This is a genomic window from Bacillus sp. SH5-2 (assembly GCF_008368905.1).
Classification (GTDB): domain Bacteria; phylum Bacillota; class Bacilli; order Bacillales; family Bacillaceae_G; genus Bacillus_A; species Bacillus_A luti.
Genome location: NZ_QOSD01000018.1, coordinates 1 through 21755, shown reverse-complemented (window position 1 = coordinate 21755; position 21755 = coordinate 1). Strand labels below are relative to the sequence as shown.

Below are 21755 nucleotides of genomic sequence, written 5' to 3'. Positions count from 1 at the left end.
GGGGAATGTAGGATGAAGAAGTTTTTATTATTTGTCATTATGACCGTATTAGCAATTACTTCTGTCGCTTGCGGTAAGAAAGACACTTCAAAAGCAAGTGCTAGTAAAGGAGAGCGTTTCGTAACGAATCTTGGTAGTGATTCTTATACGCTAGATTCAGCAATTTCAACAGATAATAACTCTAATTATGTAATTGAGCACTTATTTGCAACTTTGTATAGACAGACAAGTGATGGGAAATTTGAAAAGGATTTAGTAGAGAAAGAGGAAGCTGGGGCAGATGGAAAAGAGTATACGTTCTATTTGAAAAAAGGATTAAAATGGTCTGATGGTTCCCCGTTAACAGCAAAAGATTTTGAATTTGCTTGGAAGAGAATATTAAATCCTAAAACGGGTTCTATGAATGCAACAGAACTATATTTCATTAAAGGTGGAGAAGCATTTAATACAGGGAAAGGTGAAGAAGATGCAGTAGGAATTCAAGCGGTAGATGATGTAACTCTAAAGTTACAATTTGAACATCCAGTGACGTCTATTAAACGAACATTATCCCAGTCGTTATATATTCCGCTTAATAAAAAATCTATTGATGAAAAAGGTAAATTAAAAGTAGATCCAAAAGAATTAATTACAAATGGTCCTTTCACATTGAAAGAATGGAAGCATAATCAAGCAATTATTCTAGAAAAAAACAAAGAGTTCCATGATAAAAAAGTAGCATCAAAAGAAATTGAATTCCGTATTATTCCAGAAGGTAAAACAGCGTATCAATTATACAAATCTGGAGAACTAGATTTATTATCTCACATACCAACGGATTTAGTTGAGAAAGAACAAAACAATAAAGAGTTTAAAAAAATGCAAGACTACTCAACTCATATTTACTCATTTAATTCAGAGAAACCACCATTTACAAATGCTAAAATTCGTAAAGCTTTTGCATTAGCTGTAGATCGTAAGTTTATCGTAGAGAAAATATTAAAGAATAATGCAAAAGAAGCATATGGCTTTGTTCCAGAAGGAGCAAAAACAGAAGGTGGCCGCGACTTCCGTAAAGAGAAAGGTGATTACTTTAAATATGATCCTGCAGTAGCTAAGAATCTATTAGAAGAAGGTATGAAGGAAGAAGGATGGACTACTCTTCCAGAAGTAACAGTAAAATATTCAGACAAGAAGAAAATAGCTGAAACACTTCAAGAAATGTTTAAGAAAAATCTTGGTGTAGATGTGAAAATAGAAGGTAAAGAGTGGAAAAGTTATATTGATATGTACAAACAAAGTGACTTCCAAATTGCATACATGGGATGGGGAGGATCTACATTAGATCCAGCTGCTCAATTAGAAATTTATGCAGGTGATGGACCAAATAACTATGCGAAATGGTTTAACAAAGACTTCGATAATTTAATTAATCAAGCAAAATTAGAACAAGATGAAAATAAACGTTTTGACTTATTACATCAAGCAGAAGATATTATGTTTACAGAATATCCTTTAATCCCACTTGTATTTCCAACAGACTCTTATTTACAAAAGTCATCTGTATCTGGATTAGAATACTACGTAGGATCTCAACCAAGCTTACGATATGCTACGAAGTAACATCAACCAAGCTTACGATATGCTAAAAAATAAAATAAAGAAGTAGGCAACCGCCTACTTCTTTATTTTATTTCTCTTTTGTATTCTTTTTTCGTTCCATCAGAGAAGACAACTTCTAAATCAAATTTTTGATAGTCTTTATCAAGTTTGAACACGTTCACTACTTGATCAATTACTTCTTGGTCAGCAGTATCTTTATCAAATTTTAATTCTTGTAGAAGTGGGCTTAATTTTGTGATAGCCTCGTCTCCTGTTAATTTTACATCTGCTTTATGATCTTCAATTTTTGCTTCCATTTTCTTATCAGCTGCTACATTTTTATAGTCTGCTTCGTAGTCTTTCTTTGTATCTTGGTAGTCTGCCTTTAAATCGAATTCATTGAAGTTTAGTTTTAAATCTGCAGGAGCCTCATTTTTTGCTTCTTCAGTCGTCTTTTTATTAGAAGTTGTATCTTCTTTTGCAGGAGCTTTACATCCTGTTAATGCAGGTACTAGCATAAGAGCTAATAAAATTGATAGTAGAGTTCTCATTATAAATTCCTCCTTATGTAACTTTGTTCTATACAAGTTTTTCCCAAAATCATGTAATTATGTATGTGTTGAAAATAAATTATTATTCTGTAGTCACAAGGGCTAATCCGCAATTTAAATCAAAAACAATTTGTATGTATATGGTAAATTGAAGTTGTGAGGAGGGACTAAAATGCATGAAGAATATAAAGAGATAATAAAAAAATCAATTGATTATATAGAGAATCACTTACATGAAGAGCTTACAACAGAAAGGGTGGCATCTCACAGTGCGGTGTCGATGTACCATTTTCATCGTATTTTTCAAAGGTATATTGGGATGAGTGTAACGGATTACATTCGAAAGAGAAGATTAACTCATGCTGCACAGGCTTTAGTATCGACTGAAAGAGCTGTTATTGATATTGCAGTGCAATATGGTTTTTCCTCACAAGAGGCATTTACTAGAGCTTTTAAAAGAATGTTTCAATTGCCACCAAAGAAATATCGAAAGTACTTCCAGTCATTTTATATAGAAAGGGAGGGTGTTTCAATGCAAAAAGGTATACCGAAAGGATGGATTTTAAGTGGAAGTCATCCTGCTGAATATGAGATGGGTTTAGATTATGAAGTTGCCCATCAAGGAAAAGTAGCTGCATACATAAAAGCAAAAGAGAATGTTACACACGGAGGATTTTCGACATTAATGCAAATGTTCCGAGCGGATAAATATGTAGGGAAGAGATTACGTTTTACAGCATTTGTTAAGAGTGAAAATGTAAGAGATTGGGCGGGATTGTGGATGCGAGTAGATGGAAAAGATACAGAACCGCTCGCTATGGATAATATGCAAAATCGCCCCATTAAAAATACGAATAACTGGCAATCGTACTCGGTTGTATTAGATATAAAAGAAGAAGCACTTGGTATTGCATTTGGTGTTTTATTATCAGGAGAAGGTTGTGTGTGGCTAGATAGTATTCGATTTGATGAAGTAGATGAAAAAATTCCTTCAACAGATTTGGCAGAGAACTTTTATGAAACACTTTTAGAAGAGCCGGTGAATCTGCAATTTGAAGAGATAGAAAAGTAAGGAGAAAAGATATGCTCAAATATGTAAAACTAATAAGTATTAGTTTAGTAATATCGTCTTGTATTATGGGAATTAACTATTTAATTAGCTATCTTTGGTCGGGGCATATACCTTCTTTGACGTGGAGAACATATTTGATGTTTATGATTACATTTATGATGAGTTTTAGTTCAATGCAAAAAGAGAGCTATGAAGAGAACTGATGATCGTTTTTTTATCTTTTTATCAGTGATACACAAATGTTGATAACTAGATTAGGGATTATTTCCCGTAACAAACGGTTATCATACAATAATATTTGGCGGAGTTAATTTAGAGAGAAATATTATTTCGTTATTACTTATTATACTAGTTACAGAATTAGTAATGGGAGTCACTGTAGTTAAAGAAGTATAAAGTAAAAAGGTATCCTTCGAGGGATACCTTTTTTACTAGCGTTTATTATTTTGCAACTTCTGTCCACTTGTAGTTAAACTCACCACCGAAGTCAGTTGTTACAAGTCCTTTAATGAAAGAGCGTTGTAAGTAAGAACGACCTTGTTGGTATAAAGGAGCGACAGCACCGTCTTGTAATAAGATTTTTTCAGCTTGCTTCATTGTCTCAAAGCGTGCTTTTTCATCGCCGGCTAAATCTGTTTTCACTTTATGAATTAGCTCGTCGTACTCTTTGTTGGAGTATTTATCGAAGTTATAAGCACTATCTGTTGTAAATAAATCTAAGAATGTAATTGGATCAGCGAAGTCAGGGCCCCAGCCATCAATACCGATTTCATAATCACCACTTAATAGTAGTTTCAACTGTTGTTTACGTGGTTGTGGTTTTAAATTCACTGTTAATCCGTCTAAGTTCTTTTCTAGTTCACCTTTTAAATATTCACCAGTCTTTTTAGCTAAAGCATTATCACTTGTTAATAGTTCGATTGTTACTTTGTCAGTACCAAGTTCTTGTTTCGCTTTTTTCCAGTTTTCTTTCGCTGCTTTCACATCATCTTTGACTAGGTTTCCGTTTTCTTTACGGAAGTCATTGCCTTCTGGACTTTTTGCGAATTTTGCAGGAACCATTCCTTCAGCTGGAACAGCACCGTTATTTAAAATTGTTTCTACGTACGCTTTTTTATTCATTGCACCGTTAATAGCAAGGCGTGCATGTTGATTTTTTAATGTTTCATTCTTTTGATTTAGTCGTAAAAATTGAATGCCAATTTCAGCGCGTTCTTTGAAGTTTGGATCGCCCTTATATTTATCAACAAACTCCGCAGTTAAAGCAACACGATCAATTTGTCCTGAATCATATAAGTTCACTTCTGTAGATTTATCTTTAACGACATTGAAGTTGATTTCTTCTAATTTTACCGTTTTAGCATCCCAATAGTTAGGGTTCTTCTTCAATTGGAAGCTTTGCTCGTGTTTCCAGTTATCTAATGTGAAAGCACCGTTGTAAATTAAATGATTTGTTTCCAAACCATACTTATTGCCTTGAGATTTTAAGTAATCTTCATTAATTGGTAAGAATGTTGAGAATGTCGTTAAGCTTAAGAAGTAGGGAACAGGACGGTCTAGTTGTACTTCTAAAGTTTTATCATCAACAGCTTTGACCCCTAGTTGATCAATTGGCAATTGTTTTTGGTTTATTTGTTTCGCATTCTGTATATCGAAGAATAAGAATACATATTCAGCTGCTGTATCAGGATTTACGGCACGTTGCCAAGCGAAGACAAAGTCTTTTGCTGTAACAGGAGTACCGTTTGACCATTTTGAATCACGTAGGTGGAATGTATATTTTGTTTTATCGGGACTAACGTCAACCGACTCGGCAACACCAGGAATCGGTGTATTATCTTCTCCCATTGCATATAACCCTTCAAAAACATTTCGCATTACGTTCATGGATTCCCCATCCGTTGCTTTTGCAACATCCATTGTTGGAATTTCTGAAGCGAATGATAAGTTAATTGCCTGTTTATCAGGTGCTTTATCATTTGCTTTCGCTCCGCTTGCATTATCTTTATTCCCACCGCAAGCAGTTAGTAGTAGACTTGCCCCTAAAACAGATGCAACAACAGGTACGACTTTTTTCTTCATTGTTCTTTCCTCCCTAAATGTGTTGTTCGTAACATCATAATGTCTATGTCTTGAAGTAGCTATAGAAGAAGATAAAACCTATTATGAATATTTGTTTATAGGTAATCAGGTGTTCTATATGTATATACATGTTGAACTATAATCTGTCGTTATATGTTTCAACATAGGAGACATTATATTTTGATGGTGAAATATTTCGTTTCTTTGATTATTTAGAATATTAACACTGGGAAGAACTATATGTCAATAATAAAAAGTGGAGCGTTATTTTTTAAAAATAATATATTAAAAAAGCGGATTTCCTCTTATTGAGAATCCGCTTTTAATACATTTTTCCAATAAAATAATTGCTGTAGATAGAAAAACTTCAATTCAGCTTGCCTTTTATTTTTCAATTTGCGCCCATTTGAAGTTTAATTGACCTGCAAAGTCTACTTGCACAATTCCTTTCACATAAGAACGTTCTAAATAAGATTCTCCTTTTTGATAAAGAGGAGCGATAACAGAGTCTTTAAATAGTATTTTTTCGGATGCTAGTAATGCTTCCCAGCGAGCTTTTTCATCACCAGCTAAAGTTGTTTTCACTTTTGCTATTGTTTCATCGAACTCCTTATTAGAGTAATGATCTAAGTTATAAGGGTTATTCGTTGTAAATAACTCAAGGAATGTAATTGGATCCGCGAAGTCAGGGCTCCAGCCATCAATACCGATTTCATAGTCACCTTTTAATAAAAGCGAAACTTGTTGCTTACGCGGTTGTGGTTTTATATTTACTGTTAAGCCATCTAAATTCTTTTCTAGTTGTCCTTTTAAGAATTCACCAGTTTTCTTCTCAAGGTCACCATCACTTGTTAATAATTCTAACGTTATTTTTTCAGATCCAAGTTCTTGTTTTGCCTTTTTCCATAATTCTTGTGCCGATTTTGTATCAACCTTTGTTAAATCGCCGTTTGCAACACGGAAGTCTGTTCCGTCAGGACCTTTTGCAAAGTTTTTTGGAACGAGACTAAAAGTTGGGGTAGAGCCATCATTTAATAACGTATTTACAAAGGATTTTCGATCGATCGTTTGATCAATTGCTTGGCGTGCAGAAACGTTTTGCAGTACTTTATTTTGTTGATTCATACGCAAAAATTGTACGCCTACGTTCGGACGTTCTTTGAAGTTACCATCCTTTTTATATTTATCAACGAAATCAGACGTTAATTTTACACGGTCTAATTGTTTAGATTCAAATAAATTTACTTCTGTTGATTTTTCTTTCACGACGTTAAAGTTGATTTCTTCTAGTTTGACATTATCTTTATCCCAATAGGTAGAGTTTTTCTTGAATTTAAAGCTTTGTTCGTGCTTCCAATCGCTTAGTGTAAAAGCTCCGTTGTACAAGATTGTATTATCTTCTAAAGCGTACTTATCACCTTGTGCTTTAAAGAATTCCTCATTAATTGGTAGAAATGTTGGGAACGCTGTTAAGCTAATAAAATACGGAACAGGACGCTCTAATTCTACCTCAAACGTATGGTCATCAATTGCTTTTACACCAAGTTGATCGGCTGGAAGCTCTTTGTTGTTAATTTTTGTTGCATTTTTAATATCAAAGAATAGAAATGCATATTCAGAGGCTGTTGCTGGATCGACAGCTCTTTGCCAAGCGAAGACAAAATCTTTCGCGGTAACAGGCGTACCGTTTGACCATTTTGAATCTCGTAAATGGAATGTGTATTTCGTTTTATCGCCATTTACTTCATGAGATTTTGCAACGCCAGGGACAGGTTTGTTACCTTCACCAAGATTATACAAACCTTCAAATACGTTTCTCATTACTTGACCAGAATCAGTATCTGTAGCTCGAGCTGTATCCATTGTTCGTATTTCAGTAGGTGAAGATAAGTTTAAAACCTGTTTACTAGGTGCCTCGTCTTTTGCATTTGCTCCGCTTGCTTCGTTTTTATAACTACCGCAACCAGTTAATAAAATACTTACTCCTACAACTGATGCAATACCGGGTACAAACTTCTTTTTCATTTGATTTTCCTCCTAAATAATTAAGTTTGGATGATGATGAGGGAAATGAAAAATAAAAAATCCCTCTTTTCATATTGAGAAAGAGGGATTTTTACGTACAAGTTATGCACCCGTATATAAACGAATTCCCTCATTCTATCTTTCAAGCCATAAAGCTTGCAGGAAGTGGCACAGTATTCAAAATGAACCTGTTGCCGAGGTTTCAAAGGGCCAGTCCCTCCACCTCTCTTGATACAATGAGTAAACGAATAAATTTTATTAATTTTTGTGTTTCTTTGATAATTCAAAATCTTACACCTTGAATAATGAAGTGTCAACCAAATGAAATATAGTTTAAATTTTCAGTTTTCTTTAACGGAAAAACCACTGCATATGGCAGTGGTTTTTCTACTAGAAGTTAAAGTTATCTGGATCTGGACCAACGCGACGATCTTCATTTAGTGCTTGAATTGCTTTCATGTCATCAGCACTTAATTCAAAATCGAATATATTTGCATTTTCAATAATGCGATGTTCTTTAATAGATTTAGGGATTGTTACAACTTCGTTTTGTAAATCCCAGCGTAAAATAATTTGCGCAGTTGATTTATTATATTTTGTCGCAATTTCTTGTAACGTTGCATTATCAAGTAATTGTCCTTGCATTAATGGTGACCAAGCTTCAAGTTGGATGTTATGTTCTTTACAGAAAGTGTGTAATTCTTCTTGAACTAAACGTGGATGGTATTCTACTTGGTTAACCATTGGTTTAATTTCAGCGATTTCAAATACATCTTGCAAATGGTGAATGTGGAAATTACTCACACCGATAGCGCGAACACGGCCATCTTTATAAAGCTTTTCTAACGCTTTCCATGATTCAGTATATTTCCCTTTTACAGGCCAATGTACTAAATATAAATCTAAATATTCTAGACCTAATTTTTCTAATGTAGTTTCAAATGCTTGAAGTGTTGTTTCATAGCCTTGATCGCTATTCCACACTTTTGATGTAATAAATAATTCTTCACGTGAAACATCTGATTCACGGATCGCTTGTCCAACGCCTTCTTCATTTTGATAGATTGCTGCAGTATCGATGCTACGGTAGCCGTTTTTAATTGCTGCTTTTACAGACTCAATTACTTCTGAACCATCTTCTACTTTAAAAACACCTAAACCGAACCAAGGCATTTTTACACCGTTATGTAATGTTGTATAGTCTTTTAGACTTGTTAAACTCATATTATTTCCCCCTAGCTTTTTTGTTTGTTGCTTCTACTGCTTTTTGAATTGCCCCTGAAAAATTATATTCATATAAAGTTTTGAGACCTTCAGCTGTGGAACCACCTGGTGTTGTTACTTGTTCGCGGAGGGTAGCTGGATCTTGCGTTTGCTCAAGCATAGAAGCAGAGCCAGAAATCATTTGAATGACAAGGTGTTTTGCAGTTGCTTCATCGACTCCATAACTTTTTGTTGCTTCAATTAAGCTTTCAGCAAAGTAATAAAGGAAGGCTGGTGCACTTCCAGTAACTGCAGTAAGTTGATGCACTTCTTCCTCAGTGCAAAGTTGCGAAGTACCAATTCCTCTTAAAAGCAGTTGCAGGGTTTCCTGATGCATCTCGGTTACTGATTGTCCCATTGTATATAAGGAGATAGACTTTCCAATTTCAGCAGCTGTATTTGGCATAATCCAAGCAACAGGTGTTCCCCCGGGAAGTCTTTCTTCTAAATAAGATGGGCCAATGCCAGCAGCTACCGTGACGACAAGTTGATTCGATAGTAACGGAGATAACTCTGCTAATAATGCTTCATGTGCAGAAGGCGGCATTGCTAAAACAATCGTATCAACAGATGTAACATGTTGCTTCCAATCCGTTGTAATAGACACATCATACCGCCCTTGTAATTGTTCTAGTTTTTCTACGTTGCTTCGGTTGGAAACGATAATTTCTTCGATGTATTCTTTACTTGTTTTAAGTAATCCGGAAAATATAGCTTCTGCCATACGACCGGCACCAATAAATAAAATTCGATGTTTAGTTAGCATATCCTTTATTCCTTTCTGATGAGAATATGTTATAAAAAACGATACCATTTTTAAGAGAATGTTGTAAAAAGAAAAGGCTTATCGCGAGAAGGATGAAAATAGAGGGAGGAGGGTTAATACAAATAAGGTTATAAAAATTATTATACTTAAAAAACAGTTGTAATAAAAAATCCCTGAAGCATAACTGCTTCAGAGATTAATAGTTTATAAGTTTATGCTTTTGTCATACCTAGTAATACAGCGCCGCCGATAATTAAAACACTACCTAGTGCAATAAAGATCAATTGACGTTTTGTTTTCTTTTCACCTAAGAAGACAATCGCACCGAATGTTGAGATAACGATTCCAGTTTGAGATAACGGGAAGCTTGTCGCAACTCCGACACGTGGTAAGGAAAGAAGTAAGAATAAGTTTCCTGTTCCCCATAGTAAACCAGATAAAGCATTACGGATTGCATATTTGTTAAATGGTTTATGTTTAGATGTCAGTACAACCGCACCAACAAACATACCAACTGCTTGTGGTAAAATAGCAGACCAACCATCGATATTATACCAACGAATAATAATTACATATACAAGATAGCCAAAAGTAGAAACAATTAAAGTAAGAAGTCCTTTTTTCAATTGTCCTGGTGGCTGAGCATTTTCTTTATCATCTAATGATGTGAATACAACACCAACTACAATTAATAGGATTGCAATCGTTCCCAGAATAATCGTTGTTGTAGTAGTCCACTCGCGGAAAGCGATAACCCCAAAGATAGAAGTTGCAACAAGTTGCATACCAGTAGAAATCGTTACAGTAGTTGAAACACCTAGTTTTTCAACTGTTTTTAATTGGTTTACTTGTCCTAAAGCCCAGAATAAACCTGAAATAAAACCAACAATCAAGACTGTCATTGTTAAAGCTGGTTGAGTAAATACATACATAATTGTTGCGAAGAATAGAGCACCGATTGTCATACCTACCGTTTGGCTATATGCACCACCGCCCATTTTTACGCTTACTAATAAGATGTTTCCCCATGCAATTGCAGGAAGAAGCGCTAATAAAATGTCCATTACAAGACTCCCTTCGGTTTGCTATACCAATATAATTACATATCGTTCTAACGATCGGTAATGCGCCACTGATAGAGTAGAAGATTACCGATCGCTAAAACAGGATGAAGAATTCACGATATAAATGCGTTTTCATTTCTTCATTTTTTCAAACACCTACATATAATAACAGGAAATTGCCTATTTTAGAAAGTAAATTCAAATAGAATGTATATTTGAATAAAAGGTAAAATTCAGTTATTTCCCGGTGGTATATTTTATTTCCTAAGAAATAAAAAAGCAGCTTCGAAAAAGCTGCTTTAAGATTTAGTAATTCTTTTATTAATAAGCTGAATACATAGCAAAAATAGGAGGGACATACTAATAGTGATAACTACAAGTGTCCAGGCGAGTTGCATATTACTTGCATCAATCGCCATATAAATTGCAGTTGGGATAGTCTGTGTTTTACCAGGAATATTTCCGGCAAACATGAGCGTGGCACCAAATTCCCCTAGTGCACGAACGAAGCTCAAAATCATTCCACTTAGTAAGGCAGGAAATGCAAGCGGAAGTGTGACGTGTAGAAAAACTTGATATTCACTTGCACCAAGATCGCGAGCGCTCTCTTCAATTTGTACATTCGCGATAGAAAATCCTGTTTTTGCTGATTGATACATAAGCGGAAATGCAACGACTGTAGAAGCGATGATAGCAGCAGTAGATGTGAACATAATAGACTGCTGAAATAATGTTTCAATCCACTTTCCAATTGGGCTGTTGTTTCCAAAAATAATAATGAGAAAAAAGCCGATTACAGTTGGTGGAAGTACCATTGGTAATAAGAAAATAGTTTCTAATATTACTTTATATCTCCATGAGGAGCGTGCTAACGCTCGTCCGATAATCGTTCCTAAAATTGTAACGATTATGGTGGCACATGCAGCTACTCTTAAAGAGAGAAAGATTGGTGACAAAATAGCATCAACGCTCATAGTAATTACGATAGGACTGTAAATCCATATTTCTTAAAGATAGATTGTGCATCTTTTGACTGCAAATACTCATAAAATGAAGTCGCCTCTTTCTTATGCTTGGATTCCTTTATAACACCTAAAGGATAGTGGATTGGTTCATGAGAAGTAGCTGCTGCTGTTTCACCAATCTTTACTTTGTCTGAAATGAGAGCATCTGTTTTGTATACGATACCCGCATCGACATTCCCTGTTTCTACATATGTTAACACTTGACGAACGTCTTTTGTAAATACGATTTTATTTTGAACATCATTCCAAAGGTTTGCATGTGTGAGAGAAGCCTTTGCGTATTTTCCCGCAGGTACAGATTCAGGTGTACCAAGTGCGATTTTCTTAATTTTTTCATCTTTTAAATCTTGAATTTTTGTAAGAGAACTATCTTTTGGGACGACTAGAACGAGCTCATTTCCAAGAAGATTTTTCCCTTCGTTTTCATTAATAAATCCTTTTTTAACAAGAGTTTGGAATTTATCTTCAGCTGCTGAGAAGAATAAATCAGCAGGTGCACCTTGTTCAATTTGTTGTTGAAGTGCACCAGAAGCGCCGAAGTTAAAAGAAAGTTTAATATTAGGTTCTTTTTCTTTATATTTTGTTTCAAGTTCCTTTAGCGCATCTTGTAAGCTTGCAGCTGCTGAAATAGTAAGTTCAACTGCTTTTCCTTCTTTAGCAGTTGATTTCTCTTTCTTATCTCTGCTTGTACATGCAACACTAAATATAAGAAGAAAAGAAAGTATAAGCGCCCCGATGGATCGTAATGTAAACTTATTCATAAAAAATCCCCTTTCGTTTTGATATAACTAATTATAACTAATTATAACTAATTATAATTGAATATAATTTGAACGATGTAGTTGTTTTTAAAATATAGGAGAAATATTCTTTTCTTTGTTACAATGAAGAAAGAAAGTGAGGAATCGTCTATGGATCATCATTCCTACACAACGGAAGAAGTAGCGAAGCGATTAAAAGTATCAAAATTAACTGTATACGATTTAATTAAAAAAGGAGAACTGCCTTCTTATAGAATTGGTAGACAGATGCGCATTGATGCAACGGATTTAGAACAATATATAAAGCAAATGAAAACAGGGAAAATACAAGGTACTCCTGTAAAGAGCGAAGATAGTAGAGGCTTGGGTACATGTATTATTAGCGGACAAGAACTAACGTTAGATATGTTGGCAAAACGTATAGAAAATCGCCTGCCAAGTTCAAATATATTACGGGCATATCAAGGTAGTTTAACGAGTCTAGTAAAAATGTATCAAGGTGAAGGAAGTATCGTTAGCTTGCATTTGTTTGATGGGGAAACGGGTGTATATAATGTTCCTTACGTAAAACGTATTTTAGTTGGACAACCATGTATTATGATTAATTTATTATCAAGGAACGTCGGGTTTTATGTGCAAAAGGGGAATCCTAAAAATATAAAAACATGGGATGATTTATCTCAATCATCTATACGATTTGTAAATCGAGAAAAAGGTTCTGGCATTAGGGTGTTAGTCGATGAGCAATTGCGCATTCAAAAGTTAAATAAAGAACGTATTAGTGGATATGAATGGGAAGAATCGAATCATCTTGGTGTTGCCACGCAAGTCGCGAATGGGAAAGTTGACGTGGGAGTAGGATCAGAAAAGTTTTCACAGATTGTAAATGTAGACTTTATTCCAATCATGAAAGAACAGTATGATTTAGTGATTTTGAAGAATAAAGAAAATGAAGAGCTGATCGAAGTTGTGAAAGCTATTCTGCAATCGGAAGAATTTCGTAATGAATTAAAGACGATTGGCGGATATGATATTACGAAAACAGGTCAGATTATATATGAAACAAACTAAAAAGCTGCTTGTCTATAAGACGAGCAGCTTTTTCTATATATAAAGGGGTTTGGGGAAACAAAGTGTTAAACAAGACCTTGGGCAAGTGTGTAAATGAAAGCTGTAAGAAGAGTTGCTCCACTTGCAAGTCCGATAAAGTCTGATTTGTTGAAAGTAGTGTTGTTCATTATAATCTCTCCTTATTTGTTTAATGTAGTTGCAACGGCTTTTGCATCGACAAGTGCGGATAGCACCATGCCCATTGTATTTAAAAATTTATTTGATTTCATTTTGTTCATCATGCGTATCCGCTCCTTTTCGAATTGTTGTTGCCCTGCTTTATGTCTTAATTATAGGAAATATGATCGCCTGCAACTATCGAATTAGATTACGGAAGAATTACACTTTTGTAAGAAAAAAAGACATTCGTGTAAGAATGTCTTTTAAAGCATATTGATATGATGATGCTCTTCAATTGTTTTTAAAAAGCTACGCATCGAATTCGTCATATAGCTATCTTTACGGCGTATGAAAACCGTTGAAATACTACCATATTTTTCAGGGATTGCATGGCAATGCACTTTGCCAGCCTTAGAAAGATGATGGACAGCAGACTGTGGTACGAGTGTAATTCCAAGGCCGAGTGCAACACTGTTTAATATTGTTTCTAATATATTAAACTCCATAATTCTTTTTGGTAGCAAACCTTCGTCTTTCAGCCATCGTTCTAGTTTGGAACGGTATCCACATCCTTGGTTAAAAACGAGTAGAGGCGTTGTTGTAAATTCTTCTATATGAAAAGCTTTATTTTGTGTTACAAGCATTAATTTTTCTGTACTAACATCGTATTGTTCAATAAGTGGATGTTTTATTGGTCCTGATATAAAAGCACCATCTAATTGATGATCGAGTACTTCTCTAATTAATTCTTCTGTTAGACCCGCTTGTAATGACAAATCGACGTTCGGATAGCTATTATAGTAAGAAGATAAAATGGTAGGCAATGTACTTACTGTTTCGACGGTACCGATTTTTAATATGCCTGAGGGTGTTTCACTATCTAAAAATACTTGTTTTAGCTCATCCACATCTTGCAAAATTTTATTAACATAAACGAGCATTTTTCTTCCTTCAGCTGTTAAAGTCATGCCTCGTTTATGACGATAAAAGAGCGGTGTTTTTAGCTCGTTTTCTAGTTGTTTAATACGTGCAGTTACATTTGATTGTACGTAATTTAATTCCTTTGCTGCGCTACTTACACTACCTTGCTCCGCAACGCTCTGGAAGATTTGTAAATCTCTTAATTCCATAATACGATCCTCCTTGATGTTAACTATCATTATAAATGATAGTTAACATCATTTTGAATCATTTTACGTGATATATTTTTTCTTTTACAATTCTCTTTGTGTAAATAGAAAGAAGTGGGGGATTGTGGTGAGAAAAGGTCAAATGATAATAGGGGCTTTCGCATGTTTAATTGCAAGTATGTCATGGGGAGCAATGTTTCCAGTTGCTGATCATGTGTTAGAATACATAGATCCGTTTTATTTTTCGCTTATTCGCTATGGAGCGGTGGCGATCATACTGATTGTATTGTTGTTAATGAAAGAAGGGAAACAGGCATTTCGTTTAGAGGGAAGAGGAAAGTTACTCGTCTTTTTCGGAACGATGGCGTTTACTGTATATAATGTACTTATATTTTTAGGTCAAATGTTAATGGGAAAATCAGGCGTGATGGTAGCTTCCATTATGGAAGCACTTATGCCGATGATTTCTATTTGTATTCTATGGGGATATAAGCATGTAAAACCGAAAAAGTATATGATAACGAGCATGATTATCGCTTTTGTAGGAGCTATATTTGTTATTACAAAAGGTGATATGAGTTTCTTTTTAACGTTGAAAGATAACATGTTTTCACTAGCATGTATATTTGTTGGAGTTGTAGGTTGGGTTATTTATACGATGGGTGGTCAAACGTGTAGCGACTGGTCAACATTACGTTATTCTACGTTGACGTGTGTATTCGGTACGACTGTCACAGGGATTATAACTGTAATTATTACATCGCTTGGATATGTATCGCTCCCGAACATGGGAACGATTTCTATCGTGAAATATGATTTATTGTTTATGATGACATTACCGGGAATCGTAGCATTACTCGCTTGGAATTACGGTGTGAAGATTTTATCATCTATTAATGGGATTTTATTTATTAACTTTGTGCCTATTACGACTTTAATGATTATGATGATGCAAGGATACAAAATAACGATGTTTGATATTGTAGGAACTTTACTTGTTATTGCAGCACTTATTCGCAATAACGTTTGTCAGAGAAAAGAAGAAAATATAAATAAGAAGGTTTTACAAGAAGAGCAATTACGCCAAGCTGTTTAATAGGCAATTGGAGGATTTTATATGTTAGAAAGTTTATTGTTTTTCTTTGCTGTCGGAGTTGCTTGTGAGCTTGCAGCAATTAACCGAAATGGTCGTAAGAAGATAAAACAACAAGCTGAAATGATAAAGCTTTTAAAAGAGTTAAAAGAAAGAAACATTTAAAAAGACGACCGGGCATAGACGGTCGTCTTTTTCTATATAAAGGGGAAAGGGGACACTAAGTTATACAAGCGTAGCAGCGTAAATAAAAGCAGTAAGAAGAAGAGAGCCGCTAGCTAATCCTAAAAAATCTAATTTATTAAAAGTGATGTTATTCATAGTGTATTCTCCTTACTTGTTTCTTTCTGACCTAATTGTATGAAATATCGCAAGAAGTAACTATCGAATTAGCTTACAAGAAAATTACACTTTTGTAAGAATTGAAATGTAACAATTAATACTCAATTTTATTACCAACTCCTAAAACTTAGTGTTATAATCATTGTAAGAGAATGATTATAATTCGGATGTTCAGAAAGGAACGAAACAAATGTATAAACCAATTACATTTTTGTTAAAATATATATTTAAAACAGCTGGGAAAGTAGAAGTGCAAGGAAGAGAAAAGTTACCAGAAGGTGGCCCATATGTTGTTGCGTGTACGCATACAAGCTTTATGGATGTATTAATGTTAGCTACAGGGATGTATCCGACCCAAATTCATTACATGGCTAAAAAAGAATTATTTGAAGGGGAATTCAAAAACTGGTTCTTTAAAAATGTGAACGCATTCCCTGTAGATCGTGCGAATCCAGGACCGAGTACACTCAAAATTCCGTCACGCCTATTAAAAGAAGGAAAAGTGGTAGGAATTTTTCCAAGTGGAACGAGATCGACAGAAGATGTTTCGTTAAAAGCTGGTGCTGTGACAATTGCGCTACGTTCTAATGTCCCGTTAGTACCGGCAGCTTATGTTGGTCCATCAAGTGTAAAAGAATTAATAAAAGGGAAAAAGGCACAATTGATTTTTGGAGACCCAATTCAAATTGATGCTGAAGAACAAATAGATCGAAAAACAGCTATGAAAATGATGACAGATCAATTAAATGAGAAGTTTGAGGAGCTAAAGGAAACTTTGCAATCAAATCAAAAATAAGAAAAGACGACCGGGCATAGACGGTCGTCTTTTCTATTACTATTTATAATAAAGGGGAAAGGGGACACGAAATTTATACAAGCGTAGCGGCGTAAATAAAAGCAGTAAGAAGAACTGATCCGCTAGCTAGTCCTAAAAAATCTAATTTGTTAAAAGTGATATTGTTCATAATGAATTCTCCCTACTTGTTTAATGTAGAAGCAACAGTTTTAGTGTCGATTAGAGCAGAAAATACCATGCCCATTGTATTTAAAAAATTGTTTGATTCCACTTTGTTCATCATATGAATCCGCTCCTTTTCGAATAGTTGTTGCCCTGTTTCTGACTTAATTGTATGAAATATTGCGGGGAGTCACTATCGAATTAGCTTACAGGAAAATTACACTTTTGTAAGAAAAACGAATGAAGGTGTAATGATAAGAAGATTTGACATATGTTCATGGGATTCATTAAGTTAAAAGTAGAGGTGAGTGTATGGCTAATATTAAAGATATTGCAAAGATGGCGGGAGTTTCAGTTACGACTGTTTCGAGAGTATTGAATGATCATCCGTATGTCAGTGAAGAAAAAAGGAAAGCGGTTATAGAGATAGTTGAGAAGTTGAATTACTCACAAAACGCAAATGCTGTTCATTTATCAAAAGGAAAAACGAATATTGTTGGTGTGATTTTACCGTATATTAATCATCCATGTTTTGATGCGATGGTGGGCGGAATGATGGAGGTTGCGTTAGCTCATAATTACAGAGTGCTACTTTGCCAAACGAATTATAATAAAAAAGAAGAAATGAAAAGTTTACATATGTTAAAAACAAAACAATTGGATGGTCTTATTATTTGTTCTCGTGCAAATGATTGGGAAACGATAGAGCCGTATGCTTCCTATGGGGCAATTGTTGCTTGTGAAGATAATGATATTTCAAATATCTCAAGTGTATATACGAACCATTCAGCGGCCTTTCAATTAGGAATGGATTATTTGATTGAGAAAGGTTATAAAAAAATTGGTTATTGTACGGGAAGGAAATTAGGACCGAGTAGTCAAAAGCGTTTTGATGTTTATAAACATCAATTGCAATCTATAGATGAAGAAGTTAATGAAGAATGGATTTTTACAGAATGTTTTACGTTAGAAGATGGTGTGAGAGCTGCTCATAAGTTAAAGGGGATGCAGAATCTTCCTGAAGCGTTAATAGTAGCGGGAGATGAAGTTGCGATTGGGGTTATGACAGAAGCTGAAAAATTAGGTATTCAAGTTCCTGAGGATTTAGCGATTATTGGCTTTGATAATCAACCTATCTCGCAAGTGTTACAACTTACAACCATTGATCAAAATTTAAAGGAGATAGGTAAAAAGGCTTTTGAAATGTTTTATAGGCAAATAAGTGATGAAAGTTCTAAACAAGAAAAGGTGGAAGTTCCATATGAACTTGTGGAACGCTCTACCGTTTAGATTTAATCCGTTATGTGTATAATCGCATAACGGATTATTTTTTTGAAATATCTTTGACAGGAAACGCGTTTCATACTTTATAAAGGAATTAAACCGGTCTGTAATAATCCATGGATTCTTTTCAAGTGTTAAGCGAGGAATAGTATTTGGAGGGATATGCATGAATGAACTTTTATTGAGTATGAAAAAGTATGTAGAGGACGATGAGAAGGTTTTGGCTTTTGTAGTAGGGATGTTTGAGAAGGATAATTTTACGTTATCGTATCAATATGGGATTTTTGTTGCCACTACTAGACGTCTCCTGTTTTACGGGAAATTACCGTACTATCCTTCAACATTTAAAGAGTACTCATATTTGCATATAGATAGCATAGGTTTTCGTCCGCATTTCGAATTTATTTGTAATCATGAAACCATTCGAGCTAAGTATATTCAGAAGGGGAATGTGGAGCGATTTGTCCGTATAGTTAGAGCGAATGTGAATAATTAATCACCCCCCTGTTTAAACATAATATCTTGGTCTTTATGAGGAAAAATGCGGAATAAAAACAACTTCTAAACCTCTAGGAGATAGTGATACAATGTCAAATGGGGGGAGGGTATGAACTATGGTTAATCAACGTATAAAGGAAATAACACTAATTACAATTGGTTCATTATTATTCGCAATTGGTATTAATTATTTTGCAATTCCAAACCGTTTATCAGAGGGTGGCATTATTGGTGTAACGGTTGTTACGTATTATTTATTTGGTTGGTCGCCGGGGGTTGTGAATTTTGCTATAAATGCAATCTTACTGGCTATTGGCTATAAATTTTTTGATAAGAAAACGATGGTTTATACAATTTTAGGGATTGTAGAAACATCTTTGTTTTTATATGTTACGGAACATATTGAGTATCATGTAAATAGTGATACATTATTAGCGGCACTATTTGCTGGTGTATTCGTCGGTGTTGGATTAGGCTGTATGTTCAAAGCTGGAGGTACATCAGGAGGATCGGCAATTTTAGCACAGTTAGCAAATCAATATTTAGGATGGAGCGTCGGAAAAGGTGTACTAATTATTGATATCGTTGTAATTGCTGGTTCTGTATTTATAATAGGACAAGAAAAGGCAATGTATACGCTTGTAGCTGTATTCATCGGAGCGAAAGTGATTGATTTCATCGTAGAAGGGATGGATACAAAAACGGCTGTTACGATTATTTCGAATCAACCAGACTTGATTCGCGAGGCTATTACAAAAAGCATGACACGCGGCGTCACTGTATTGGAAGGGCGTGGCGGATATACGGGTAGAAATAAAGAAGTGTTATATGTTGTTATAAATAAACAAGAACTTGTTAGGTTAAAACAAGTTATTAGTCGAGTAGATGAAGATGCTTTCGTTGTTATCCACGACGTACGTGATGTACTTGGCGGTGGCTTTAAAGCAAGCTAAGAGATGAACGAATAAATTCGTTCATCTTTTTTTATTACAAAAATGTAAGGGTAGTGTAATGGGATTCAATGGTAGATTGTATTCCTTCTTTTTAAAATAGATGTATAGATATCCTGCAGAGGAGGAAGGTTTATTATGAAGAAAAAAATGATCACTACTGTAGTAGCGATAGTAGTAATAGTAGTAATGTTACTGCCTACGAAACTTGGGCCAGTTATCGATAAATATAATCCACTTTATAAGACGAAAGAATATTATACGGTTGTGAATACAATTGGTCAGCATATCGGTGATGAGTGGTATGAATATGAATTTATTGCATTTGACGAACGTGGAAGAGAGCAAAAAATAAAGAAGACTGTTAAGCATATGTTAAAGAGAGATGAAGCATTAAAGGTGTACGCAAAAGGACGCTATGGCGAGGCGATTGAAGAAATTGAATCTGCAAATATTCCTATTAATGCGAAGAGTAAACTTTTAGCGATGAGATAGCGAATTATACCCCCGCCTATTTTTTGTCGAAAATAAAAATACTAGGTAGGGGTATTTTAGGGTGTGTAAAAAAGCCTTAGTCCATATGGACTAAGGCTTTTTTTATTATATAAAGGGGAAGGGGGTACATTGTAGTAGCATGAGTGAAAGGTATAAGAAGAGTAGCTACTAGCAATGTAATTTGGTTATGTGAGTGTTCTTCTTATTTGGCTTACTTTCTAAACTTATTGTACGAAATATAGGTAAGGAGAACTATCGAATTACATTACATATAGCTTACAAACATGTAAGACTTCTGTAATGTAATTCGATAGTTAAAAGATAGTGAATTTAATATAGTGTAAGTAGAAAGTCTTAATATATTACTTTCTGTTTGTAATGTAATGAAGAGTGAAAAACCAACTAATTTGTAATAGACCCCATCTTTATTTAGATGGGGCCATTTTTTAAACCTTACAATATTGTAAGGTTTACGTAAGTTAATTCGATAGTAAATTTGTCATATTTTTTGCATAATAGATACAAATAGATAAAAAATAATTAGGGATTTAGTAAGAAGGGAGAAAAATGGGATGTTTAAAGAAGAAGTAGTGAAGTTTCCAATTAAAGATTTCTGTAGCTACTTTACTGTTGCCGTAGTGTGTATTGGATTATTTGATATCATAACAAATTTAATTGTTAAATAATATAGATGATAAAACAAGAAGGGGAGTTCCTTTCTTGTTTTTTTATGGGGGCATAAATATGAAATGGATTGATAGCCATATACATGTTGATCAATATGAGGATGAAGAGAAACGTAGATTACTTATAGATGTGGAAAACGGCAAAGAGATACAAGGGCTTATTGCAGTATCTATGAATTATCAATCATGTCTAGAAACTTTATCTTTAGCAAAGCGATATCCTTTTGTACATCCAGCAATAGGTTTTCATCCGGAGCAACCGATTCATAAAGAAGAATGTGAGAAAATTTATAAACTAATTGAAGATCATGTAGAGGACATAGTTGCGATTGGCGAAGTAGGCCTACCGTATTATTTAAGAAATGAAGATGAGCACGTTGCTATCAATTCGTATATATCAGTGTTACAACAGTTTGTTGAACTAGCTAGTAAATATGATTTACCAATTATATTGCATGCAGTGTATGAAGATGCTGATATTGTATGTGATTTACTGGAGAAATATAAAGTTTCGCGTGCACACTTTCATTGGTTTAAAGGAAGTGAAACAACAATGAAACGGATGATGAGGAACGGTTATTATATCTCTATCACACCGGATATTTTATATAAGGAGAAAATTAAAAAAGTTGTTTCATATTATCCGCTTGAATATATGATGGTAGAAACGGATGGACCGTGGAAATTTCAAGAGAATGTTATGACGCACCCAAGAATGATCCGAGAGGTACTTAAAGAAATCAGTGTTATAAAAAACATATCTGTTGATAAGGTTGCAGAAACAATATATGAAAATACAATTCAGTTTTATCCCGCATTAACGGGCAGTAAGACCCCCACTGATTAAAGTTTCACTTTATTTGAAAGGATAGAAGTGTTATAAAATGTACCCTATAGAA

24 protein-coding genes and 1 riboswitch are annotated in these 21755 nt (G+C 34.6%); of the genes, 12 read left to right on the top strand and 12 right to left on the bottom strand.

Annotated elements, in window-relative coordinates; translation table 11 throughout:
• Positions 1–12 precede the first annotated feature (12 nt).
• Positions 13–1602 carry a peptide ABC transporter substrate-binding protein gene (locus DN410_RS13950; protein WP_149176944.1) on the top strand — a complete coding sequence of 530 codons (1590 nt, stop codon included), beginning with the start codon at positions 13–15 and terminating at the stop codon, positions 1600–1602.
• A gap of 62 nt (positions 1603–1664) precedes the next feature.
• Here DN410_RS13950 and DN410_RS13945 read toward each other — a convergent pair whose 3' ends face one another.
• Positions 1665–2132 carry a YusW family protein gene (locus DN410_RS13945; RefSeq protein WP_001259640.1) on the bottom strand — a complete coding sequence of 156 codons (468 nt, stop codon included), beginning with the start codon at positions 2130–2132 and terminating at the stop codon, positions 1665–1667.
• 172 nt (positions 2133–2304) lie between these two features.
• Here DN410_RS13945 and DN410_RS13940 point away from each other — a divergent pair, with 172 nt between their 5' ends.
• Positions 2305–3204 carry a helix-turn-helix transcriptional regulator gene (locus DN410_RS13940; RefSeq protein ID WP_149176943.1) on the top strand — a complete coding sequence of 300 codons (900 nt, stop codon included), beginning with the start codon at positions 2305–2307 and terminating at the stop codon, positions 3202–3204.
• A gap of 11 nt (positions 3205–3215) precedes the next feature.
• Entirely contained in the window at positions 3216–3407 is a 192-nt protein-coding gene (locus DN410_RS13935) for a hypothetical protein (protein ID WP_149176942.1), read from the top strand.
• Between the two features lie 238 nt (positions 3408–3645).
• Here the strand turns inward: DN410_RS13935 and DN410_RS13925 are convergent, their stop codons facing one another.
• The 7 genes from DN410_RS13925 to modA form a co-directional block, all read right to left on the bottom strand.
• Positions 3646–5286, bottom strand: a complete 1641-nt coding sequence (locus DN410_RS13925; protein ID WP_149176941.1) for a peptide ABC transporter substrate-binding protein — start codon at positions 5284–5286, stop codon at positions 3646–3648.
• 384 nt (positions 5287–5670) lie between these two features.
• Positions 5671–7311 (bottom strand): peptide ABC transporter substrate-binding protein, encoded by a 1641-nt coding sequence (locus DN410_RS13920; RefSeq protein WP_149176940.1) that lies wholly within the window; start codon positions 7309–7311, stop codon positions 5671–5673.
• 132 nt (positions 7312–7443) lie between these two features.
• Positions 7444–7549, bottom strand: a riboswitch (SAM riboswitch).
• Positions 7550–7701: 152 nt separating this feature from the next.
• Positions 7702–8535, bottom strand: coding sequence for an aldo/keto reductase (locus DN410_RS13915; protein WP_149176939.1), 834 nt, complete (start codon positions 8533–8535; stop codon positions 7702–7704).
• Position 8536: 1 nt separating this feature from the next.
• A complete protein-coding gene (proC, locus tag DN410_RS13910) occupies positions 8537–9340 on the bottom strand; it encodes a pyrroline-5-carboxylate reductase (RefSeq protein ID WP_149176938.1) in 804 nt (267 codons plus the stop codon).
• 212 nt (positions 9341–9552) lie between these two features.
• Positions 9553–10404 (bottom strand): GRP family sugar transporter, encoded by an 852-nt coding sequence (locus tag DN410_RS13905; protein WP_000353546.1) that lies wholly within the window; start codon positions 10402–10404, stop codon positions 9553–9555.
• Between the two features lie 299 nt (positions 10405–10703).
• Complete coding sequence (gene modB, locus DN410_RS13900; protein WP_149176937.1) at positions 10704–11378, bottom strand: molybdate ABC transporter permease subunit; 675 nt, start codon at positions 11376–11378, stop codon at positions 10704–10706.
• A gap of 5 nt (positions 11379–11383) precedes the next feature.
• Positions 11384–12190 carry a molybdate ABC transporter substrate-binding protein gene (gene modA, locus DN410_RS13895; protein WP_149176936.1) on the bottom strand — a complete coding sequence of 269 codons (807 nt, stop codon included), beginning with the start codon at positions 12188–12190 and terminating at the stop codon, positions 11384–11386.
• A gap of 123 nt (positions 12191–12313) precedes the next feature.
• Between modA and DN410_RS13890 the strand changes: the two genes are divergently transcribed.
• Positions 12314–13261 carry a helix-turn-helix transcriptional regulator gene (locus DN410_RS13890; RefSeq protein ID WP_179958615.1) on the top strand — a complete coding sequence of 316 codons (948 nt, stop codon included), beginning with the start codon at positions 12314–12316 and terminating at the stop codon, positions 13259–13261.
• A gap of 65 nt (positions 13262–13326) precedes the next feature.
• Here the strand turns inward: DN410_RS13890 and DN410_RS13885 are convergent, their stop codons facing one another.
• Entirely contained in the window at positions 13327–13428 is a 102-nt protein-coding gene (locus tag DN410_RS13885; protein ID WP_149176934.1) for a DUF3948 family protein, read from the bottom strand.
• 255 nt (positions 13429–13683) lie between these two features.
• Positions 13684–14550, bottom strand: a complete 867-nt coding sequence (locus DN410_RS13880; protein ID WP_149176933.1) for a LysR family transcriptional regulator — start codon at positions 14548–14550, stop codon at positions 13684–13686.
• 127 nt (positions 14551–14677) lie between these two features.
• On the opposite strand from DN410_RS13880, the gene DN410_RS13875 reads away from it, so the two are divergent.
• Both DN410_RS13875 and DN410_RS13870 read left to right on the top strand, forming a co-directional pair.
• Complete coding sequence (locus tag DN410_RS13875) at positions 14678–15646, top strand: DMT family transporter (protein ID WP_149176932.1); 969 nt, start codon at positions 14678–14680, stop codon at positions 15644–15646.
• Between the two features lie 21 nt (positions 15647–15667).
• Positions 15668–15808: a YrzO family protein gene (locus tag DN410_RS13870; RefSeq protein WP_149176931.1), complete on the top strand. Its 141-nt coding sequence runs from the start codon at positions 15668–15670 to the stop codon at positions 15806–15808.
• Positions 15809–15868: 60 nt separating this feature from the next.
• Here DN410_RS13870 and DN410_RS13865 read toward each other — a convergent pair whose 3' ends face one another.
• Positions 15869–15964: a DUF3948 family protein gene (locus tag DN410_RS13865; protein ID WP_001060007.1), complete on the bottom strand. Its 96-nt coding sequence runs from the start codon at positions 15962–15964 to the stop codon at positions 15869–15871.
• A 211-nt stretch (positions 15965–16175) separates the two neighbouring features.
• On the opposite strand from DN410_RS13865, the gene DN410_RS13860 reads away from it, so the two are divergent.
• Positions 16176–16781, top strand: a complete 606-nt coding sequence (locus tag DN410_RS13860) for a lysophospholipid acyltransferase family protein (protein WP_149176930.1) — start codon at positions 16176–16178, stop codon at positions 16779–16781.
• Between the two features lie 73 nt (positions 16782–16854).
• Here the strand turns inward: DN410_RS13860 and DN410_RS13855 are convergent, their stop codons facing one another.
• Positions 16855–16950, bottom strand: coding sequence for a DUF3948 family protein (locus tag DN410_RS13855; protein WP_001060010.1), 96 nt, complete (start codon positions 16948–16950; stop codon positions 16855–16857).
• Between the two features lie 305 nt (positions 16951–17255).
• Here DN410_RS13855 and DN410_RS13850 point away from each other — a divergent pair, with 305 nt between their 5' ends.
• The 5 genes from DN410_RS13850 (at position 17256) to DN410_RS13830 (ending at position 21703) form a co-directional block, all read left to right on the top strand.
• Positions 17256–18233, top strand: coding sequence for a LacI family DNA-binding transcriptional regulator (locus tag DN410_RS13850; protein ID WP_149176929.1), 978 nt, complete (start codon positions 17256–17258; stop codon positions 18231–18233).
• Positions 18234–18393: 160 nt separating this feature from the next.
• Positions 18394–18723 carry a PH domain-containing protein gene (locus DN410_RS13845; protein WP_149176928.1) on the top strand — a complete coding sequence of 110 codons (330 nt, stop codon included), beginning with the start codon at positions 18394–18396 and terminating at the stop codon, positions 18721–18723.
• 118 nt (positions 18724–18841) lie between these two features.
• The gene (locus tag DN410_RS13840; RefSeq protein WP_000248058.1) at positions 18842–19678 is read left to right on the top strand and encodes a YitT family protein; all 837 of its coding nucleotides are present in this window, start codon (positions 18842–18844) and stop codon (positions 19676–19678) included.
• Between the two features lie 135 nt (positions 19679–19813).
• Positions 19814–20170: a YxeA family protein gene (locus tag DN410_RS13835; RefSeq protein WP_149176927.1), complete on the top strand. Its 357-nt coding sequence runs from the start codon at positions 19814–19816 to the stop codon at positions 20168–20170.
• 744 nt (positions 20171–20914) lie between these two features.
• The gene (locus DN410_RS13830; protein WP_149176926.1) at positions 20915–21703 is read left to right on the top strand and encodes a TatD family hydrolase; all 789 of its coding nucleotides are present in this window, start codon (positions 20915–20917) and stop codon (positions 21701–21703) included.
• The last annotated feature ends 52 nt before the right edge of the window (positions 21704–21755 follow it).

What these genes read in the sequence shown, in the direction of transcription:
- DN410_RS13905 (WP_000353546.1), bottom strand. Translation starts at nt 10,404, where the DNA reads ATGGACATTTTATTAGCGCTTCTTCCTGCAATTGCATGGGGAAACATC.
- modB (WP_149176937.1), bottom strand. Translation starts at nt 11,378, where the DNA reads ATGAGCGTTGATGCTATTTTGTCACCAATCTTTCTCTCTTTAAGAGTA.
- DN410_RS13845 (WP_149176928.1), top strand. Translation starts at nt 18,394, where the DNA reads ATGAATGAACTTTTATTGAGTATGAAAAAGTATGTAGAGGACGATGAG.
- DN410_RS13830 (WP_149176926.1), top strand. Translation starts at nt 20,915, where the DNA reads ATGAAATGGATTGATAGCCATATACATGTTGATCAATATGAGGATGAA.
- proC (WP_149176938.1), bottom strand. Translation starts at nt 9,340, where the DNA reads ATGCTAACTAAACATCGAATTTTATTTATTGGTGCCGGTCGTATGGCA.
- DN410_RS13870 (WP_149176931.1), top strand. Translation starts at nt 15,668, where the DNA reads ATGTTAGAAAGTTTATTGTTTTTCTTTGCTGTCGGAGTTGCTTGTGAG.
- DN410_RS13925 (WP_149176941.1), bottom strand. Translation starts at nt 5,286, where the DNA reads ATGAAGAAAAAAGTCGTACCTGTTGTTGCATCTGTTTTAGGGGCAAGT.
- DN410_RS13860 (WP_149176930.1), top strand. Translation starts at nt 16,176, where the DNA reads ATGTATAAACCAATTACATTTTTGTTAAAATATATATTTAAAACAGCT.
- DN410_RS13850 (WP_149176929.1), top strand. Translation starts at nt 17,256, where the DNA reads ATGGCTAATATTAAAGATATTGCAAAGATGGCGGGAGTTTCAGTTACG.
- DN410_RS13920 (WP_149176940.1), bottom strand. Translation starts at nt 7,311, where the DNA reads ATGAAAAAGAAGTTTGTACCCGGTATTGCATCAGTTGTAGGAGTAAGT.
- DN410_RS13865 (WP_001060007.1), bottom strand. Translation starts at nt 15,964, where the DNA reads ATGAATAACATCACTTTTAATAAATTAGATTTTTTAGGATTAGCTAGC.
- DN410_RS13940 (WP_149176943.1), top strand. Translation starts at nt 2,305, where the DNA reads ATGCATGAAGAATATAAAGAGATAATAAAAAAATCAATTGATTATATA.
- DN410_RS13890 (WP_179958615.1), top strand. Translation starts at nt 12,314, where the DNA reads ATGAAGAAAGAAAGTGAGGAATCGTCTATGGATCATCATTCCTACACA.
- DN410_RS13855 (WP_001060010.1), bottom strand. Translation starts at nt 16,950, where the DNA reads ATGAACAATATCACTTTTAACAAATTAGATTTTTTAGGACTAGCTAGC.
- DN410_RS13840 (WP_000248058.1), top strand. Translation starts at nt 18,842, where the DNA reads ATGGTTAATCAACGTATAAAGGAAATAACACTAATTACAATTGGTTCA.
- DN410_RS13880 (WP_149176933.1), bottom strand. Translation starts at nt 14,550, where the DNA reads ATGGAATTAAGAGATTTACAAATCTTCCAGAGCGTTGCGGAGCAAGGT.
- DN410_RS13950 (WP_149176944.1), top strand. Translation starts at nt 13, where the DNA reads ATGAAGAAGTTTTTATTATTTGTCATTATGACCGTATTAGCAATTACT.
- DN410_RS13945 (WP_001259640.1), bottom strand. Translation starts at nt 2,132, where the DNA reads ATGAGAACTCTACTATCAATTTTATTAGCTCTTATGCTAGTACCTGCA.
- modA (WP_149176936.1), bottom strand. Translation starts at nt 12,190, where the DNA reads ATGAATAAGTTTACATTACGATCCATCGGGGCGCTTATACTTTCTTTT.
- DN410_RS13915 (WP_149176939.1), bottom strand. Translation starts at nt 8,535, where the DNA reads ATGAGTTTAACAAGTCTAAAAGACTATACAACATTACATAACGGTGTA.
- DN410_RS13885 (WP_149176934.1), bottom strand. Translation starts at nt 13,428, where the DNA reads ATGAACAACACTACTTTCAACAAATCAGACTTTATCGGACTTGCAAGT.
- DN410_RS13835 (WP_149176927.1), top strand. Translation starts at nt 19,814, where the DNA reads ATGAAGAAAAAAATGATCACTACTGTAGTAGCGATAGTAGTAATAGTA.
- DN410_RS13935 (WP_149176942.1), top strand. Translation starts at nt 3,216, where the DNA reads ATGCTCAAATATGTAAAACTAATAAGTATTAGTTTAGTAATATCGTCT.